The organism is Streptomyces sp. NPDC088745 (assembly GCF_044751045.1).
Lineage (GTDB): Bacteria > Actinomycetota > Actinomycetes > Streptomycetales > Streptomycetaceae > Streptomyces > Streptomyces cremeus.
Window position 1 is genome coordinate 186,450 of sequence record NZ_JBIVLB010000006.1, and the last position, 16,555, is coordinate 203,004.

The window sequence follows — 16,555 nt, forward strand, 5'->3', positions numbered from 1 at the left end:
AGGCGCGTATGTCCGAAAGTAGTCATGCGGTGCCGTGCGGAGATCGAAAGATGATCACCGGGGCAACCTCAACGCCCCGCCTTCCGTCCGGAGTTGCCCGGCCGCGGAACGCCCTCGGCCGGGCCCGCGCCCTCCGGTCGGGGAACCGCGACCGGTACCGGTCACGCCGCGACCGGCATCGGTCATGCCGCGACCGGCATCGGTCATGCCGCGACCGGCACCGGTCACGCCGTGCCCGTCACGCGCCGCCTGGCATGCGGGCGCTGAGGGTGCGGACCACCGGGATCAGGACCTTCTCGCGCCAGTTCTTGCTGGACTCGGCGTACGGGCCGACGCCGTCCGCGGTCGAGGAGCCGTCCACCTCGAACGCGTAGGGACCCTGGTGGCAGACCAGTCCGGAGGAGCGCTTCGTGAAGCAGCCCGTCGGCCCGAGCGAGGCTTTGAAGTCCTTGAACGGCTCGGCTCCCTTGGCGTTGGACCTGGTGCCGTTCTTCACCTCGTACGCGAGGTCCTCCGCGTACTCCTCGGCGACGAGAGCGGGGTCGGCGAGGCCCTGGAAGACGATGGTGATCCTGCTGTTCTGCTTGCTCTCGTACGTGCTGGGAAGCCCGAACTCGGTCTCGCAGCCGCCCTTGGGCACCTCTCCCGTGGTCCCGGGGGCAGGCTTGGCGAGGGGGTTGAAGTTGAGGACGGAGACCTTGATCGGATTCCGCTGGAAGTCCTTCGCCTGCGGCAGAATCGCGCGGATCTCCTCCTCTCGGAGCACCTCGCAGGCGTCCGGCCACTGGGCCAGCGGCAGCGAACCCCCCTTCGGGGCCTGCGCGTCGAGCCGTGGCCCGGAGGGCTTCGCCGTGCCGAACTCCAGCGCCGGCGGCGGTTCCTCGGAGCAGCCCGCCAGGAGCACGGCGGCGGCTGCGGCGGCAAGAACGGCTCGACCCGGACTGATGGCTGCCGACATGTCCAACTCCGTTTCCCGGAGGAACAGTTCTCCTCCGGCTGGTGTGCGCCGAGGATTCCCCCAGGGGGCGGAGGTCACCGGTTCCGGCCCTCATTGTGGCGGTGTGCGTGCCGCCCTGCGCCGGAATCCGGGCATGTGTGATGTGATCCTGACAACAAGTGGCGGGCCCGGTGCCCCGGGACGGGTGAGCGCCGGGCGTGGCGGGTACCCGGTCGCCGGAGCCCGCGGGCCCGCCCGGTCCCCGGGTCCGCACGGCCCGCGAGGCCCGCGGACGTCAAGCGACCGGTGAAGGAGCCCTCCCATGCCTCTCGCCGCATTCCTCGGCCGTTTCCCCGTCACCGCCCCCGGTACCGGCGCCGCGATCTCCGCCGACCCGGACGACGAGGCGTACGTACCGCCCCCGCTGGCTGGCCTGTTCGCGGAGCTGGCCGGTGCGACGCTGGCCGGCGGGCTGCTGCGCGTCCACACCCCGGCGTCGTCCCGGCAGGCGTACCTCGCGTGCACGCGGCTCGTCCCGGACGTCGAGGAGCGGTTCTACCCCTTCGCCTTCGACTGGCAGGGCAGGGAGTTCGCCCTGGACATCGCCCTCGACGTGCGGGGGCCGGACGGGGAAGCGGACCGGCCCGTCCTCGTCGTCGACCCCGGCAGCGGCACCGGCCTGGCCACGGGACTCGGCCTGGACGGCTGGCTCACCGCCGCGGCCGACGAGGACGCCGAACCCGATCCGTTCGCGCGGCAGGCGTACGCCCACTGGTGCGAGGCCGTGCCCGAGGCGGGGGCCCCCGCGTTCGGCCAGGTCGTCGGCTACCGCATTCCCCTCTTCCTGGACGGCGAGGACGACGTGCGCAACCAGGAACTCCGCGACCGGGCCGAGTACTTCGACACCTGCACGGAGCTCGCCCTCCTCGCCCGGCGGCTGCCGCCCGGGAGCGGACTGAGCAGTCCGGTCACCCGCCCGCCCCGCCCGCGCGACCGGACCGCGGAAGCGCCGGACGCCGACTGAGGAACGGCCTCCGCGCGGTCCGCCGCCCGCACCGGGCACACCGCGCCGACGTCCGGGCCGGAACCGCCCTCACCCGGCACCGGTCCGGTGACGGGAGCGGTGCCCGCGGCCCACCGCGAGGGTGGTGAGCGCGGCCACCGCGAAGGACAGCAGCGAGGCGCTCATCCAGGGCTGGACGGTGAGGCCCACCGCGCCCTGCAACCAGGCCCAGGCGTCGGACCAGCCCGCGATGCCCGTCGGGGCGATGAGCTGGTAGGTGGCGAAGCCGAGGGCCCAGGGCAGCAGCATGACCCAGCGGGTCGGGGCCTGTTCGGAGACGTCCCAGTCGCGGTGCCCGCCGAGCACGAAGAAGTCCACGACCAGCACGGCGAACATCGGGATGAAGACCGCGCCGATCAGATAGAGGAAGCCGGCGAAGCTGTCCATGTCCACCAGGAGCGCGAGACCGGTGGCCAGGGCGCCGCTGATCAGGCACAGGACGCGCCGGTCCGCCCGGGGCAGCAGGTTCTGCGCGGAGACGGCGGTGGAATAGACGTTGGCGAAGGACTGGTCGACCTCGCGCAGCACCAGGACGCCGAAGCAGACCACGCCGACACCGGTGGCCGTGAAGGGGTCGAAGACCTTGTACGGGTCCGTGCTGTCGAACGCGATCATGGCGAGCGCGGCCACACCGAGGACCGAGCCCGCGATGCCCGCGAGGGTCTGGCCGACCACCAGGCCGCCGAACGCCTCCTTCTCGCTGCGGGAGTGCCGCGCGTAGTCGGCGACCAGCGGCAGCCAGGAGATCGACACGGCGATCACGCTGTCGGTGGCGAACCAGAAGTCCTTCCACGAGCCGCCCTCCATGGGGACGCCGCGCCCGGCCAGGTCCCACCCCAGGTAGAGGATGGCCAGGACCACGGCGACGGTCACATAACGGCGGATGACGCGCAGCGCGCCCAGTGGGCGGAGCGTGAGCGCGGTGGTGACCGCGCCCGCCACGAGGACGTACAGCCAGCCGGGCCCCGGCTCGCCGAAGACCTGGCGGGCCAGGATCTTCAGCCCCGTGGAGATGACGACCAGTTCGAAGACGGCCCAGCCCACCATCTGCAGCACGTTGAGGACGGTCGGCAGATACGACGCCTTCGCCCCGAACAGGCCGCGCAGCAGCACCATCGAGGGCGCGCCGGTGCGGGCCCCGGTGACGGCGGCGAGGCCGAGGGCGAAGGTGCCGATCAGGGTGCCGACGACGGACGCGGTGACGGCGGCGGCGAACGACAGGGTCGGCCTGCCGGTGCCCAGGGGGTCGAGGACGACCAGCACACCGCTGAAGCCGAGCAGGCTCACGCCCAGGTTGGCCCAGAAGGTCCCCTGGTCCCAGCCGGACAGGACCCTGGGCGTGGGCTGGTCCAGGGTGAGCGGAGCCTCGTTGGCCGGGGCCGTGCCCGGGGCGGGTCCGGTGCTCGTCGTCACTTCGCGGGCTCCGCGGCCGGGGCGGGCGAGAGGTCGAAGGGCCAGGACTCGACGCGCCAGGCGGCGTCCCAGAACATCCACTCCCAGGCGGACGCGGTGGTGAAGGCGGTGCGCATCCGGGCGCGGGTCGCCGGGTCGGCCTGGCCGGCGAGCCGGTCGACGATGCTCCGGGCCTTCGCGGTAGCGGCCTCGAACTCGTCGTCGGCGTACGTGCCGATCCAGTCGCCGTACGGGTGGGCGGCGAGGTCGCCGGCGTGTTCGAGGAGTGCCCGGCCCACCTCGGCGTAGATCCAGAAGCAGGGCAGGACGGCGGCGGCCAGCTCGGCGTAGCCCTGGGTGTGGGCCACGGAGAGCAGGTAGGAGGTGTACCCGGTGCAGGTGGGGGAGGGCGTCCAGGCGTCCACGTCGACGACGTTGCTCTGGTGCAGGGAGCTCTCGACGACGATGGCGTCGTGCGCGTGCTGCGCGAAGAACGCGATGTCCTCGGGCAGGTCCGCCTTCGCGGCGGCGCCGGCCAGCGCGCGGGCGTAGTCGCGCAGGTAGTGGGCGTCCTGGGCGAGGTAGTAGACGAACTTGTCCCGGTCCAGGGTGCCGTCGCCGAGGCCGGTGACGAAGGGCAGTTCGTCGATGGCCGCGCGTATCTCGGCGACGGCGGCCCAAAGTTCGTCGCAGAAGGGGGTGGGCGTCGTGGGCATGGGGATCAGCTCCAGTACTGGTGGAAGTGGTGGACGGGGCCGTGGCCGTGGCCGACGCGCAGGGTGTCGGCCGCGCGCAGGGCTTTGGTCAGGTACTCCTTCGCGGCGCGGACGGCGGTGTGCCAGTCGTCGTGCTGCGGACGGAGGGCGGCGATCGCGGCGGACAGGGTGCAGCCGGTGCCGTGGGTGTTGCGCGTGGTGACGCGGGGTGCGGAGATCTCGGTGACGCGGTCGCCGGCGGCGAGCACGTCGACGGACTCGGTGTCGTGGGTGTGGTGGCCGCCCTTGAGGAGGACGCGCCGGGCGCCGGCGGCCAGGAGGGCTCGGGCCTGCTCGACGGCTTCGGCACGGTTGTGCGCGGCGGCGGCGCCGAGGAGGTCGCCGGCCTCGGGAAGGTTGGGGGTGATCAGGTCGGCGAGGGGCAGCAGGCGGTCGCGCAGCACCGCCACGGCGTCGGTCTCCAGGAGCCGGTGGCCGCTGGTCGACACCATCACGGGATCGAGGACGACGTACCGGGGCCGGTGGCGCTCCAGGGCGTCCGCGACGGCCGAGGCGACGGCGGCGTCGGCCAGCATCCCGATCTTGACCGAGTCCACCGCGACGTCCGCGAAGAGCGTGTCGAGCTGCTCGGTGACGAACTCCGGGGGAAGGGTGTGGATGCCGGTGACGCCCCGGGTGTTCTGCGCGGTCAGGGCCGTCAGGACCGCTGTTCCGTAGGCGCCGTTGGCGGAGAACGCCTTCAGGTCGGCCTGGATGCCGGCGCCCCCGGAGGGGTCGCTGGCGGCGATGGTGAGGGCGATGGGCGGGGTGGTCACAGGACGAACTCCTGGCTCGGGACAGGGACAGGGACAGGGAAGGGATAAGGGGCCGCGGCCACGGGGTCGCGCTGCCCGCATGGCCGTGCCGCGCTCTGGGAGGGCGGTCGCCGGGGAGCCGTGCCGATTCCGCCGACGGCCACGCAGGGCCGACGGGGGTTCCCGCACCATGCGGGCGGGGCGGCGTCGGGAATGGGAGCGGGGGGAGTCCCCCCGCGCGCGGGCGAGGGCTGTTCAGCGGGCGGAGCTCACGCCACCGCTCACCGCACGGCCCGTCGAAACCCGTGCTCTCAGCCCGGGTTGACGGACCCGGCCGCCCGCACCAGGAGAGCCGCCGACCGCGGCGACGCGATCACGTCCGCCGGGGCGTCGGGGGACACAGCGGGGCCGTATCGGCCAGGTACGGAGACAGGAGCCATCGTCAACACCCTTCCTACGCCGGCATTACCCGGTCCAGGTTCATGCGGTCGGCGAAAAGGGGAGCGATGAACTCCCGTCCGCCCTCTCAGCCCGGCTGCTCCCGAGCTCCCGCGGTGGTCGCTACGCAATGTACCTCCCCCGCGAACGGGAGTTCGCACGCGGGGCACCGGCCCGGCCGCCCCGTTCGCCGTCCGGCCGACGGCGGACGGCGCAGACCGCGCAGACCGCGCAGTCGGCGCGGACCGCAGACCGCGCAGCCGCTGCGGACCGCAGAGCAGGCACGGACCGCAGATCGCACAGCCGCCGCGGACCGCAGAGCAGGCACGGACCGCAGACCGCGCAGCCGCCGCGGACCGCAGAGCCGGCGCAAGGATCAAGAATCCGTGAAGACAGCCGCCCTGACCGGCAAGAACGCGCCAGGAACGCCGGCCGCCGCCCGAGCCGTACCGATGCTGGGCGCACTCGCGTCGAAGGAGCACGTCCATGTCCGCCAGCCCCTTGTCCCCCTGCTCCGTGGAGCATCCGCCCCCGGACCGCGCCGAGAGCTCTCCCGGTGCGCGAGCGGCGGGGAGCGCCCAGGCGGACCCCGGTTCCCGCCACAAGCTGACCGCCGTCACCGGCCTCGCCGCGCTGTCCCTCGACGCGATGGCGTCGGTGGCGTACGGACCCGAGGCGATCGTCCTGGTGCTGGCCGCGGCGGGCGGTCACGGACTCGGGTTCACGCTTCCCGTCACGCTGGGCATCGCCGTGCTGCTCGCCGTGCTGGTCGCTTCGTACCGGCAGGTCATCGCCGCCTTTCCGGACGGCGGCGGCAGTTACGCGGTGGCGAGGGCCCACCTCGGCGCCCGCACGAGCCTGCTGGCCGCCGCGTCCCTCGTCCTGGACTACGTCCTGAACGTGGCCGTCGCCGTGACCGCCGGGGTCGCCGCCCTCACCTCCGCGTTCCCCGCCCTGCACGAGGAGCGGCTGTGGCTGTGCCTGGCCGTGCTCGTCCTGGTCACCGCCGTGAACCTGCGGGGCATCGTCGACTCCGCCCGGGCGTTCATCGTCCCCACGGCGGTCTTCGTCTGCTCGATCCTGACCATGATCGTGGCGGGGCTGACGCGGGACGCCCCGGTCTCCGTCGCGGCGTCGGCGGGCCACGCCTCCGTGCTCGGCGACGACGCCACCGCCGTCGGCGCGCTCCTGCTGCTGAAGGCCTTCGCGTCCGGCTGCTCGGCCCTCACCGGTGTCGAGGCCATCGCCAACGCCGTCCCCTCCTTCCGCGCACCGGCCGCCCGCCGCGCCCAGCGCACCGAGGTCGCCCTCGGGGCGCTGCTCGGCGTGATGCTGATCGGCCTGGCCGTCCTCATCTCCCGGTTCGGCCTCCAGCCCGTGGCGGACGTCACCGTCCTCGCCCAGCTCGCGGACGCCTCCCTCGGCCACAACTGGGCCTTCTACCTGGTCCAGTTCGCGACCGTCGCCCTGCTCGCGCTGTCCGCCAACACCTCCTTCGGCGGGCTCCCCGTACTCCTCGAGCTCCTCGCCCGCGACCACTGCCTCCCGCACGTCTTCGGCCTCAAGGCCGACCGGCAGGTCCGCCGGCACGGCGTGCTCACCCTCGCCGTCGTCTCCGCCGTCCTCCTGGTCCTGTCCGGCGGCGACACCAACACCCTCGTGCCCCTCTTCGCGATCGGCGTGTTCATCGGCTTCACCGTCGCGCAGGGCGGGATGGTCCTGCACTGGCGGAAGGTCCGCGGGCCGCGCTGGGCCGGGAAGGCGGCGCTCAACGGGCTGGGCGCCCTGCTGACCGGCGTCAGCGCGGTCGTCGTCACGGCGACGAAGTTCCACGACGGCGCCTGGCTGATCGTCGTCGCCCTGCCGCTGCTGACGGCGCTCTTCGCACGGGTGCGCCGTGCGTACGAGGAGATCGGCGCGCGCCTGGAGGTCGGCCGCGTTCCCCGCGTCCCCCGCCGCGCCCGGTCCGTGGTGCTCGTTCCGGTCTCCTCGCTGTCCCGGCTCACGGGCGAGGCGCTCGGCGCCGCGGTGTCCCTCGGCGACGAGGTGCACGCGGTCACCGTGTGCCACCCCGACGCCGAGGACCGCGCCCGCACCGAGGCCCTGGAACGCGACTGGGCCCGCTGGAACCCCGGCGTCCCCCTGGTCACGCTGACCTCCGAGCGCCGTACGGTCGGGCGGCCGGTCGCCTCGTACGCGAAGAAGCTCGGCAGCGCGGAGCCCGGGACCCGCCTCACCGTGCTCATCCCCGAGGCCGAACCCGCGCACCTCTGGCAGCGGCTCCTGCACAACCAGCGCGGCGCGGTCGTCGCCCACGCCGTCCGCAGGGACACCGACGCGGCCGTCTGCCGCCTGCGCCTGCGCCTCGACTGACCAGAGGCGCCCGGACGACGGGAACCCGCCCGTCGCGGGGCCCGGCCTGCGGTCTGGCACAATCCTCGGACGCCGGCCGAGCGGGGGGAACAGTGGCGCGACACTTCCGGGGCCTGAGTCCCCGGTCCTGGCTGATCCTCGCGGTCTTCACCGCGACCCTGCTGCTCCTGGTGGGACTGCCGAACTTCGCGGCGCGGGAGGAACGTTCCTCCCGCGATGGTGCGGGTGCCGGGGGCGGGCCCGCGCCCGCCGTCGCGCCGCGTCCCGACCGGAAGCTCGCCGGCGGGGCGACGGCCAGGCTGTCGCGGTGCGGCCTGCGGGGGGACGTGCGTCCCGCCGCGCGCGGTGCCGGGGAGCGGTCGGGGGAGCCCGCGCTGACCGTGCTCTCGTGGACCACGAACGGTCCCGAACCCACGGCCGCCGCCGGCCGGGCCGGCGCGGGCGTGTCGCTGACGGTGTTCGCCGCCCTGCGTGCCGGGGAGCGGCCGCTGCGGACGGCGGCTCCGCTCTTCGCGGGCCGGGGCACGGTGGACGTGGTCGCACCGTTCGGGTCGGGTCTCAGCGCCTCGGCGGACGGCCTGACCGCGACGGTCGTCCAGGAGGGACCGGACGCCGCACCGGCCGAACCCCCGGCCTCCGGGGTGCACCGACTCGCCCCGGGCGAGCGCCTGTTGCTGAAAGTGGACGTGCCCGCCGAGGCCGTGTGCCCCGGCCGCACCCCCCTCGACGTGATCGCCTGCTCGGCCGAGGACGCCGACGTCCCCGCCGAGGCCTGCCCGTCCCTCCTGCTCACCTTCACCGACCCCGGCTTACGCGCCCACCGGGCGAAGGGGTCCGCCCGGCCGCCCCGCACGTTCAGCGACCGCCTGGTCGCCGTCCTGCCGGACCCCTCCGAGGGCCTCGCGCGGACGTAGGCGGGGCCGGTCCGCGTGCGGGACGACGGGCCCCGGGGGAGGGCGGTTCAGCGGATTCCCGCACGCCGCAGGCGTCGTCCCAGATCCGCGGCGGCCTCGGCGAGCAGTTCGCCGACGTGTGCGGCGTCGGCGTCGGTGACCTGGTCGACGGGCATGGAACAGCTCATCGCGTCCGTCGCGGGAATCCGGTACGGGACCACCGCGGCGACGCACCGCACGCCGAGTCCGCCCTCCTCGGTCTCGGCGCCGTAGCCGCGCTCCCGGGTCAGGGCGCACTCGGCGTGGAGCGCTTCGACCGAGGTGATCGTGTTCGGGGTCAGCGCCGTCAGCGGGCCGCGCAGGACGGCCTCGATCTCCTCGTGCGTCAGCTCGGCGAGCAGCGCCTTGCCGAGGGCGGTGGCATGCGCGGGGAGGGTCCGGCCGACGCGGGACACCAGGTGGGTGGACCTGACCGACTCGCGCGTCTCCAGGTACACCACCTCCGCGCCGTCGCGGCGCGCGTAGTGCGCGGTGAACCCGCTCTTCTCGCGGACCAGTTCGAGCGCCTCCGTCGCGTACGGGATCACCGGGTCCCGGTCGAGGTACGCCGTGCCGCAGATCAGCGCCCTGACCCCGAGCCGGTAGCGCCCGGAGTGGGCGTCCGCCTCCAGCCACCCGGCGTCGAGCAGGGTGCGGAGCAGGCCGTGCAGGCTCGACCGGGGGAAGCCGGTGCGCGTCTGCACGTCGGACAGCGACAGCCAGGCGCCGTTGGCCGCGAAGGTCTCCAGCAGCTCGATGGCGCGGCGCGCCGATTTGACCCCCGCCGGCTCGACGGCCGTCTCGCCCGCCGGGGTTCTCGCCTTCTGCGGCACAGGATGCTCCTCCAGCCAGCCGTTGACACGTACGTCACGCCACATTAACGTCCCGGGACAGTATTCGGGTCCATGAATACTGCTCACGATAGCAGACGCAGTTCACATACATGAATCGTGTGAACGCCTCCCGACGAAAGAGCGGCAACGTGATGGCGCAACCACCCCCGGAACTCGACGGCCTGCTCGCCTTTCCCCTCACCCCCTTCACCCGCGACCTGGACCTGGACCTGGACGCCTTCGCCGAAATGGTCGAGGGGCACGTCGCAGGCGGCGCCGGAGCCCTGTTCATCGCCTGCGGGACGGGGGAGTTCAGCGCGCTGACGGCCGACGAGCACGCCGCCCTCCTGCGCAGGGCGCGCGAGGTGGTGGCCGGCCGGGTGCCGGTCTGGGCGGGGGCCGGCGGCGGCGCGGCGACGGCCAGGGCCGGGGTCCTGGCGGCTCAGGAGGGCAACGCCGACGGCGTCCTGCTCCTGCCGCCCTACCTCGTGTCGGGGCCGCCGTCCGGCCTCGTCGACCACGTGCGGTACGCGGTGCGCGACACCGGCGTCCCGGTCGTCGTCTACCACCGCTCCAACGGCGCGTTCACCCCGGCCTCGGCGGTGGAGCTGCTCGACCTCCCGTCCGTGGTCGGCCTCAAGGACGGCGTCGGCGACGTCGAGCTGATGTCCCGGATCGTCACCTCGATCCGCAGCTCGGGCGCGCCGCGGGCCGACGACTTCCTGTTCTTCAACGGACTGCCGACCGCCGAGGTCTCCGCCCGCGCGTACAAGGCGATCGGGGTGCCCCGCTACTCGTCGGCGGTGCACTGCTTCGCGCCGCGGATCGCGGTCCGCTTCCACGGCGCGCTCGCGGCCGGGGACGACACGGTCGTCGAGGCGCTGCTGGCCGGGTTCTACCTGCCGCTGGTGGCGCTGCGGGACGAAACCCCCGGTTTCGCGGTCTCCCTGGTGAAGGCCGCCGCACGACTGCGCGGCGACCGGGTCGGCGGCGTACGGCCACCGCTCGTGGAACCGGGGGAGCGGCAGATCGAGCGGCTCGAGAGGATCGTCCAGGACGGCCACGCGCTGCTCGCCGCCCTCGACGGGGACGGGGCGCGCCGATGAAGATCGTCGACGTGGTCCTGACCCCCGTCGCCTTCCGCGACCCGCCACTGCTCAACGCGATGGGCGTGCACGAGCCGTACGCCCTGCGCAGCGTGGTCGAACTGCGCTGCGAGGACGGCGTGGTCGGGCTCGGCGAGTCCTACGGCGACCTCGCCTTCCTCGACCAGATCAGGAAGGTGGCGCCGGAGCTGACCGGGCGCGACGTGTTCGACCTGCCCGGCCTGCGCCGCACCGTGGCACGGACCCTGGGCGGGGCGGTGTTCGCCGACGAACACGGCCTGACCGGCGGCTTCTCGGTGAGCAAGACCGTCGCCAGCGTGTACGCGCTGTTCGAGGTCGCCGCCCTGGACGCCCAGGGACGCCGCCTGGGCCGGCCGGTGGTCGACCTGCTCGGCGGGCGGGTGCGCGAGGAGGTCGACTTCTCCGCGTACCTCTTCTACAAGTACGGGGCCCACGCGGACGGCACCCAGGACCACTGGGGCGAGGTCCTCACCCCCGAGGCGCTGGTCCGCCAGGCCCGGCAGATGATCGACCGGTACGGCTTCACCTCCATCAAGCTCAAGGGCGGCGTGCTCCACCCCGACCAGGAGCGGGACGGCGTCCTCGCGCTCGCCGACGCCTTCCCCGGCCACCCGCTGCGCATCGACCCGAACGCGGCCTGGACGGTGCCGACCTCGATCCGCGTCGCCCGGGAGCTGGACGGCGTCCTGGAGTACCTGGAGGACCCGACCCCGGGCATCGACGGCATGGCGCAGGTCGCCGCGCGGGCGAGCATGCCGCTGGCCACCAACATGTGCGTGGTGCGCTTCGAGGACCTCGCACCCGCGTTCCGGGCCGGGGCCGTCGGCGTCGTCCTCTCCGACCACCACTTCTGGGGCGGCCTGCGCGACACCCAGGCCCTCTCGAAGACCTGTGAGGCCTTCGGCGTGGGGCTGTCCATGCACTCCAACAGCCACCTCGGCATCAGCCTCGCCGCGATGGTGCACGTCGCCGCGGCCACCGAGCACCTGACGTACGCCTGCGACACGCACTGGCCGTGGCGCGAGGTCGACGTGGTCGCCCCCGGCGCGCTGGAGTTCGAGGGCGGCGCGGTCGCCGTCCCCGACGGGCCCGGCCTGGGCGTCGAGCTGGACCCGGACGCCCTGGCCAGGGCGCACGAGGACTACCTCCGGTGCGGGCAGACCAAGCGGGACGACGTGACGTACATGCGCAACTTCGACCCCTCCTTCCAGCCGCACACGGCACGGTGGTGAAGCGGTGCGCGTAGTCGGTTACGCCTATCCGTGGGACGTGCTCGACGCGCCGGGGTTCGTGGAGCGGGCGCGGGAGACGGGCGTCGACGAGGTCGCCGTCGCCGTGTCCTACCACAGCGCCCGCGCCGCGACCCCCTGGTCGCCCACCGGCTCCTCGGTGCTCGCCCGGCACGCGGCGCTCTACCGCCCGGTGCGGGAGGAGGCCTGGCGCGCGGCGGCGCTGCGCCCGGCCGCGGCGGACTGGGTCGCGGGCCCCGACAGCGCGGGGGACGCCGTCCGCGCGCTGAACGCGGCCGGGATGCCCGCCGCCGCCTGGATCGTCCTCACCCACAACTCCCGGCTGGGCACCGCCTTCCCGCACCTGGCCGTGCGCAACTGCTTCGGCGAGGGCTACCCGTGGGCGCTGTGCCCCGCGCAGCCGGAGGTCCGGGCGTACGCGGCGACGCTGACCGCCGAGTGCGTGGCGGGACTCGACCTCGCCTCGGTCGTCCTCGAAGCCTGCGGCCCGCTCGGCGCGGTGCACCAGCACCAGCACGAGAAGACCGACGGCGTCTGGTCCCCCGCCGTCGCACGGCTGCTCTCGGTGTGCTGCTGCCCGGCCTGCGCCGCCGGCTGGGCCGGGTCCGGCGCGCGCGCCGAGGACGTGCGCGGCGCCCTGCGGACCGAGGTCCGCCGGCTGATGGACGGCGGCGACCTGCTCGCCGCCCGGGACGAACTGCCCGCCGCGGTGCGGGCCACGGTCCTCGCCACCCGGCAGCGGAGCACCGACCGGCTCCGCCGCGGTGTGCTCGCCGCCGTCGGGGCCGGCACCCGGATCGTCCTGCACGGCTCGCTCGACCCGTGGGAGACCGGTGCGCTCCCGGGCCTGACCCCGGCCGCCGCAGCCGGCGTCGACGCGGTGGTGCTCCAGAACTGGACCCCCGGCGCGGCCGGCGCGGACGCCGTCACGCACGCCCGCCGCAGCCTTCCGCCCACCGTGGCCGTCGGCAGCTACGTCACCGCCGTCGCGGCGCAGGCGGTCCCCGACATGGCCTCGTACGTCACGGACCTGGCCGGGGCCGGCGCGGACGAACTGCACCTCTACCACCTCGGGCTGGCCGGCCCCGGCCGCCACCGGGACCTGCGCGCCGCCGCGCGCGCGGCGCGCACCGCGCGCAGGAGGAGCCCGTGACCGGCCACGCCCCCCGTACGAGCTCGTACGGGGTCAGGCCAGGGAAGCCGCGTGGCCGGGGTCGATGGCGTGCTGGAGCGGCAGGCCCCGGACGAAACGGTCCAGTTCGTCGCGGACCAGCAGTCCCAGGCGGTTGCGCTCGGCGCCCATCGCACCGCCGATGTGGGGCGTCAGAACGACGTTGGGCAGGTCGAAGAGGGGTGAGTCGTGGTCCGGAGGCTCCGGGTGGGTGACATCGAGCACGGCGGTGAGGTCGGGCCTGTCGCGCAGCACCCGCACCGCCGCCGCCTCGTCCACCAGGGCGCCCCGCGCGGTGTTGATCAGCGTCGCGCCCGGCCCCAGGGAGCCCAGCAGCCGCTCCCCCACCGTGCCCCGGGTCTCGGGCAGCAGGGGCGCGTGCAGGCTGACGACGTGGCAGGTGGCGAACAGCTCCTCGACGCCGACGAGCCGCACGCCCGCCCGCTGGGCGGACTCCGGGGTGGCGAGGGGGTCCGTGGCGAGGACGTCCACGTCGAAACGGGCCAGGTGGGCCGCGACGAGCCGCCCGATGTGCCCGAGCCCCAGCAGGCCCACCCGCGACCGGTAGGCGCCCGGCACGGCCACGTCGCGCGGGAAGGCGCGGCTGCTCGCGGTGTCCCGCGCCACCCGGTGCACCTGCTTCAGGCCGAGGAGGACGTGGGCGAGGGTGAACTCCGCCACCGGAACGGCGTTGGCCGCCGCCGCGGAGACGATCGGTATGCCGCGCTCCCAGAAGGCGGGCGTGGTCAGGTGCCGGACGGAGCCCGCCGCGACCAGTACGGCCCGCAGCGCCGGGGCGTGCCCCAGCAGGCCGGCGTCCAGCACGGGCGCGCCCCAGCCCGTGAGCAGGATCTCGACCCCGTCCAGTACGGAGGGGTCCGCGGCGAGCTGCTCCCGGGTGCGGGGCGGGCCCTGCCAGTGCACCAGCCGGCCGATCCCGGCCAGGGCCTCGGGCGGATAGACGTCCGCCCGGCGTTCTTCCTCCATGACCAGAAGGGCGGTCGGGACGGTGGCCGGCTCACTCATGTCGTCTCTCTTCTCTGCCTGTTCACGGGCGGCTCGCAGGGACCATACATCGGATCTCTGAAATGTCGTCCGGGTGAAAGTCACCCGTAGATCACAGAAATCTTCGTATTCATCGGAGTATTGACCGCCCTTTCGTACCCCGTTACCTTCCGAGCAAGCGCTTTCTGGGTCAACTGGTCAGCCGCGAAACAGGAGTTGTGATGCACACATCGCGATGGATCGGCGCGGGCTTCCTCGCCTCGTCATTGGTCCTCACCAGCTGTACGTCCGGTCCCGCCGGAGTGAACGCCAAGCAGGACACCAAGGCGACCCTGGAGCTCTGGACCAGGACGACGCCGGGCGGTCCGGGCGAGAAGGGGGCGCTCAAACTCGCCCAGGGCTTCGAGAAGGCCACCGGCCACAAGGTCAAGGTCACGGCCATCTTCGACGACTTCGAGACGAAGCTGCAGCAGCGGGCCGCCCAGAAGAACCTCCCCGACATCGTGATGAACGACGTGACGCAGCTCGGCGCGATGCACAGCCAGGGACTGCTCCGGGAGATCGACCTGGGCAGGATCAAGAACAGCAAGGACGTCATCGAACGCGGCCTGGACTCCGGCAAGAGCGGAGACGGCAAGCAGTACTCCCTCCCGTACTCGGCCCAGGCATCCGCCCTGCTGATCCGCAAGGACTGGCGGGAGAAGCTGAAGCTCGGCGTCCCGCAGAACTGGGCCGACTTCACCGCGATGGCCAAGGCCTTCACCACCCAGGACCCCGACGGCGACGGCAAGGCGAACACCGCAGGGCTCGCCGCCCCGCTCTCCACCAAGCGCGGCTACGCCTCCTGGTACTTCTCCAACTTCCTGTGGGCCGCCGGCGGCGACTTCATCACCGAGTCCGGCAAGGGCACGTACAAGCCGGCCATGACCAGCAAGGCGTCCGTCGAGACCATGCAGTGGTTCCGTGACCTGGGCTGCCGGGACAAGTCCGTCCAGCCCGGCTCCGTGACCATGGACACCCCGCCGACGAACGAGACGTTCGAGGCGGGCAAGGCCGGCATGTACGTCGTCGGCCCGTACCTGCTGCCGCGCTTCGACGAGAGCCTCGGCAAGGACAAGTACGAGGTCGTGCCGATGCCCAAGGGCCCGAAGGACGCCACGGTCCTCGCCGAGGGCGGCTCGGTCTACCTGATGGCGGGCTCGGAGAACATGGCGGGCCAGGACGCCTTCCTCGACTACGCGATCTCCCCCGAGGGCCAGAAGGTCGGGATGGAGGGCAAGACCGGCTTCGTCGTGCAGCTCCCCGTCAACCAGACCGTGGACATCACCCAGGTCCGCCCCGACCCGCGCTGGAAGACCTTCTCCGACGCGTACCGCAACTCCGGCCGCTACGCGCCGTCCATCCCCAACTGGACCCCGGTGCGCCAGGCGACGGCGGACACCGTGAACGCCCTGATGGCCGACTGCGGCCTGGACCTGCGGACCAAGCTGAGCGAGCTCGACAAGCAGCTCGCCGGCATTCTCCAGGAGCAGGGGATCGCCGCGTCATGAGTCTCGACCAGGCCGATCCGGCCGCACCCCCGGCGGCCCGCCCCGCCACCCGCGCCGCGGGCCGCCGGGGCGAGGAGCCCGGCGGCCGGAGGCGCGGGCACAGGTCGGGCCGGTGGTGGACGCCCTGGCTCTTCCTCGCTCCCGCCCTGCTGCTCTTCCTGTACTTCAAGTTCATCCCCATGGCCAGCGCGCTGACCATGTCCTTCCAGGACGTCCAGCCCTACCTGGGCAACACCTGGGTCGGCGCCCAGAACTACACCACCGTGCTCCAGTCCCTCGGCTTCCGCGAGGCCGCGTGGCACACCGTCGTCCTGGCCGCCGGGCAGACGGCCGGCTCGATGGCGCTCGGCCTCGCCCTCGCGCTGCTGATGGAGGGCCAGAGCCGCCGCCTGGGATTCGTGCGCTCCGCGGCCTTCCTGCCGGTGGTGGTGCCCATCGCGGTCGTCGCCGAACTGTGGCGGATCATGTACCACCCGACCCAGGACGGCATGCTCAACTCCCTCCTCGGCCTGGTGGGGTTCGGCCCCTCGGGGTTCATCAACGACCCCGACTCCTCGATGGCCTCCATCATGGTCACCGGCATCTGGCGGGGCGCTCCCTACGACATGATGATCTTCCTCGCCGGTCTGACGGGCGTGGACCGCGGGCTGTACGAGGCCGCCAAGGTCGACGGCGCGTCCCGGTGGCAGCGGGTGCGGTACGTGACGGTGCCCGGACTGCGCTCGGTGTTCTCGATCCTGTTCATCCTCGCCGCGATCCGTGGACTGCGGGTGTTCACCGAGGTGTTCCTGCTGACCAACGGAGGGCCCGACGGCTCCACCGAGGTCGTCATGACCCTCATCTACAAGCTCGGCCTGGAGCAGAACCGGCTCGGCGTCGGCGCGGCGGGAGCCGTCCTGCTGTTCGTCGCGACGCTGATCCTGACCGTCGTCGTCCAACTGCTGCGGCGGAGGGAAAGCAAATGACCGCCCCGA

At 73.3% G+C, this 16,555-nt stretch carries 14 protein-coding genes and 1 riboswitch; of the genes, 8 read left to right on the forward strand and 6 right to left on the reverse strand.

What is annotated here, in order from left to right; translation table 11 throughout:
* Positions 1-238 precede the first annotated feature (238 nt).
* On the reverse strand, positions 239-958 hold the full coding sequence (locus ACIP93_RS18285) for a hypothetical protein (RefSeq protein WP_401760103.1): 720 nt from the start codon (positions 956-958) through the stop codon (positions 239-241).
* Between the two features lie 301 nt (positions 959-1,259).
* On the opposite strand from ACIP93_RS18285, the gene ACIP93_RS18290 reads away from it, so the two are divergent.
* Positions 1,260-1,961, forward strand: coding sequence for a hypothetical protein (locus ACIP93_RS18290; RefSeq protein ID WP_401760106.1), 702 nt, complete (start codon positions 1,260-1,262; stop codon positions 1,959-1,961).
* A gap of 69 nt (positions 1,962-2,030) precedes the next feature.
* Here ACIP93_RS18290 and ACIP93_RS18295 read toward each other — a convergent pair whose 3' ends face one another.
* Genes ACIP93_RS18295 through thiD form a run of 3 tightly spaced genes read right to left on the reverse strand, consistent with a single transcriptional unit; the run spans position 2,031 to position 4,923 of the window.
* Positions 2,031-3,413 carry a purine-cytosine permease family protein gene (locus ACIP93_RS18295; protein ID WP_401760109.1) on the reverse strand — a complete coding sequence of 461 codons (1,383 nt, stop codon included), beginning with the start codon at positions 3,411-3,413 and terminating at the stop codon, positions 2,031-2,033.
* On the reverse strand, positions 3,410-4,108 hold the full coding sequence (gene tenA / locus ACIP93_RS18300) for a thiaminase II (protein WP_345219599.1): 699 nt from the start codon (positions 4,106-4,108) through the stop codon (positions 3,410-3,412). The genes ACIP93_RS18295 and tenA overlap by 4 nt, the downstream gene beginning before the upstream one ends.
* A gap of 5 nt (positions 4,109-4,113) precedes the next feature.
* Positions 4,114-4,923, reverse strand: coding sequence for a bifunctional hydroxymethylpyrimidine kinase/phosphomethylpyrimidine kinase (thiD, locus tag ACIP93_RS18305; RefSeq protein ID WP_401760112.1), 810 nt, complete (start codon positions 4,921-4,923; stop codon positions 4,114-4,116).
* A gap of 412 nt (positions 4,924-5,335) precedes the next feature.
* Positions 5,336-5,465: riboswitch (TPP riboswitch) on the reverse strand.
* Between the two features lie 361 nt (positions 5,466-5,826).
* Here thiD and ACIP93_RS18310 point away from each other — a divergent pair.
* Positions 5,827-7,713 carry an APC family permease gene (locus ACIP93_RS18310; RefSeq protein WP_401760115.1) on the forward strand — a complete coding sequence of 629 codons (1,887 nt, stop codon included), beginning with the start codon at positions 5,827-5,829 and terminating at the stop codon, positions 7,711-7,713.
* Positions 7,714-7,805: 92 nt separating this feature from the next.
* The gene (locus tag ACIP93_RS18315; protein ID WP_401760117.1) at positions 7,806-8,627 is read left to right on the forward strand and encodes a hypothetical protein; all 822 of its coding nucleotides are present in this window, start codon (positions 7,806-7,808) and stop codon (positions 8,625-8,627) included.
* Between the two features lie 47 nt (positions 8,628-8,674).
* On the opposite strand, the gene ACIP93_RS18320 is transcribed toward ACIP93_RS18315, so the two are convergent.
* Entirely contained in the window at positions 8,675-9,478 is an 804-nt protein-coding gene (locus ACIP93_RS18320; RefSeq protein WP_345219603.1) for an IclR family transcriptional regulator, read from the reverse strand.
* Positions 9,479-9,630: 152 nt separating this feature from the next.
* Here ACIP93_RS18320 and ACIP93_RS18325 point away from each other — a divergent pair, with 152 nt between their 5' ends.
* Genes ACIP93_RS18325 through ACIP93_RS18335 form a run of 3 tightly spaced genes read left to right on the forward strand, consistent with a single transcriptional unit; the run spans position 9,631 to position 13,008 of the window.
* Positions 9,631-10,584, forward strand: coding sequence for a 5-dehydro-4-deoxyglucarate dehydratase (locus ACIP93_RS18325; protein WP_401760121.1), 954 nt, complete (start codon positions 9,631-9,633; stop codon positions 10,582-10,584).
* Positions 10,581-11,837 carry a glucarate dehydratase family protein gene (locus tag ACIP93_RS18330; protein ID WP_401760124.1) on the forward strand — a complete coding sequence of 419 codons (1,257 nt, stop codon included), beginning with the start codon at positions 10,581-10,583 and terminating at the stop codon, positions 11,835-11,837. The genes ACIP93_RS18325 and ACIP93_RS18330 overlap by 4 nt, the downstream gene beginning before the upstream one ends.
* Positions 11,838-11,841: 4 nt before the next feature.
* Complete coding sequence (locus ACIP93_RS18335; protein WP_401760126.1) at positions 11,842-13,008, forward strand: hypothetical protein; 1,167 nt, start codon at positions 11,842-11,844, stop codon at positions 13,006-13,008.
* Between the two features lie 33 nt (positions 13,009-13,041).
* Here the strand turns inward: ACIP93_RS18335 and ACIP93_RS18340 are convergent, their stop codons facing one another.
* Complete coding sequence (locus ACIP93_RS18340) at positions 13,042-14,052, reverse strand: hydroxyacid dehydrogenase (RefSeq protein WP_401760129.1); 1,011 nt, start codon at positions 14,050-14,052, stop codon at positions 13,042-13,044.
* A 200-nt stretch (positions 14,053-14,252) separates the two neighbouring features.
* Here ACIP93_RS18340 and ACIP93_RS18345 point away from each other — a divergent pair, with 200 nt between their 5' ends.
* Positions 14,253-15,581, forward strand: a complete 1,329-nt coding sequence (locus ACIP93_RS18345) for an extracellular solute-binding protein (RefSeq protein WP_401760131.1) — start codon at positions 14,253-14,255, stop codon at positions 15,579-15,581.
* Positions 15,578-16,546 carry a sugar ABC transporter permease gene (locus ACIP93_RS18350; RefSeq protein WP_345219609.1) on the forward strand — a complete coding sequence of 323 codons (969 nt, stop codon included), beginning with the start codon at positions 15,578-15,580 and terminating at the stop codon, positions 16,544-16,546. Before ACIP93_RS18345 ends, ACIP93_RS18350 begins: the two co-directional genes overlap by 4 nt.
* Positions 16,547-16,555 lie beyond the last annotated feature (9 nt).

Coding starts and splice junctions, on each gene's coding strand:
- ACIP93_RS18285 (WP_401760103.1), bottom strand. CDS start 958: ATGTCGGCAGCCATCAGTCCGGGTCGAGCCGTTCTTGCCGCCGCAGCC.
- ACIP93_RS18290 (WP_401760106.1), top strand. CDS start 1,260: ATGCCTCTCGCCGCATTCCTCGGCCGTTTCCCCGTCACCGCCCCCGGT.
- tenA (WP_345219599.1), bottom strand. CDS start 4,108: ATGCCCACGACGCCCACCCCCTTCTGCGACGAACTTTGGGCCGCCGTC.
- ACIP93_RS18310 (WP_401760115.1), top strand. CDS start 5,827: ATGTCCGCCAGCCCCTTGTCCCCCTGCTCCGTGGAGCATCCGCCCCCG.
- ACIP93_RS18325 (WP_401760121.1), top strand. CDS start 9,631: ATGGCGCAACCACCCCCGGAACTCGACGGCCTGCTCGCCTTTCCCCTC.
- ACIP93_RS18330 (WP_401760124.1), top strand. CDS start 10,581: ATGAAGATCGTCGACGTGGTCCTGACCCCCGTCGCCTTCCGCGACCCG.
- ACIP93_RS18340 (WP_401760129.1), bottom strand. CDS start 14,052: ATGAGTGAGCCGGCCACCGTCCCGACCGCCCTTCTGGTCATGGAGGAA.
- ACIP93_RS18345 (WP_401760131.1), top strand. CDS start 14,253: ATGCACACATCGCGATGGATCGGCGCGGGCTTCCTCGCCTCGTCATTG.
- ACIP93_RS18350 (WP_345219609.1), top strand. CDS start 15,578: ATGAGTCTCGACCAGGCCGATCCGGCCGCACCCCCGGCGGCCCGCCCC.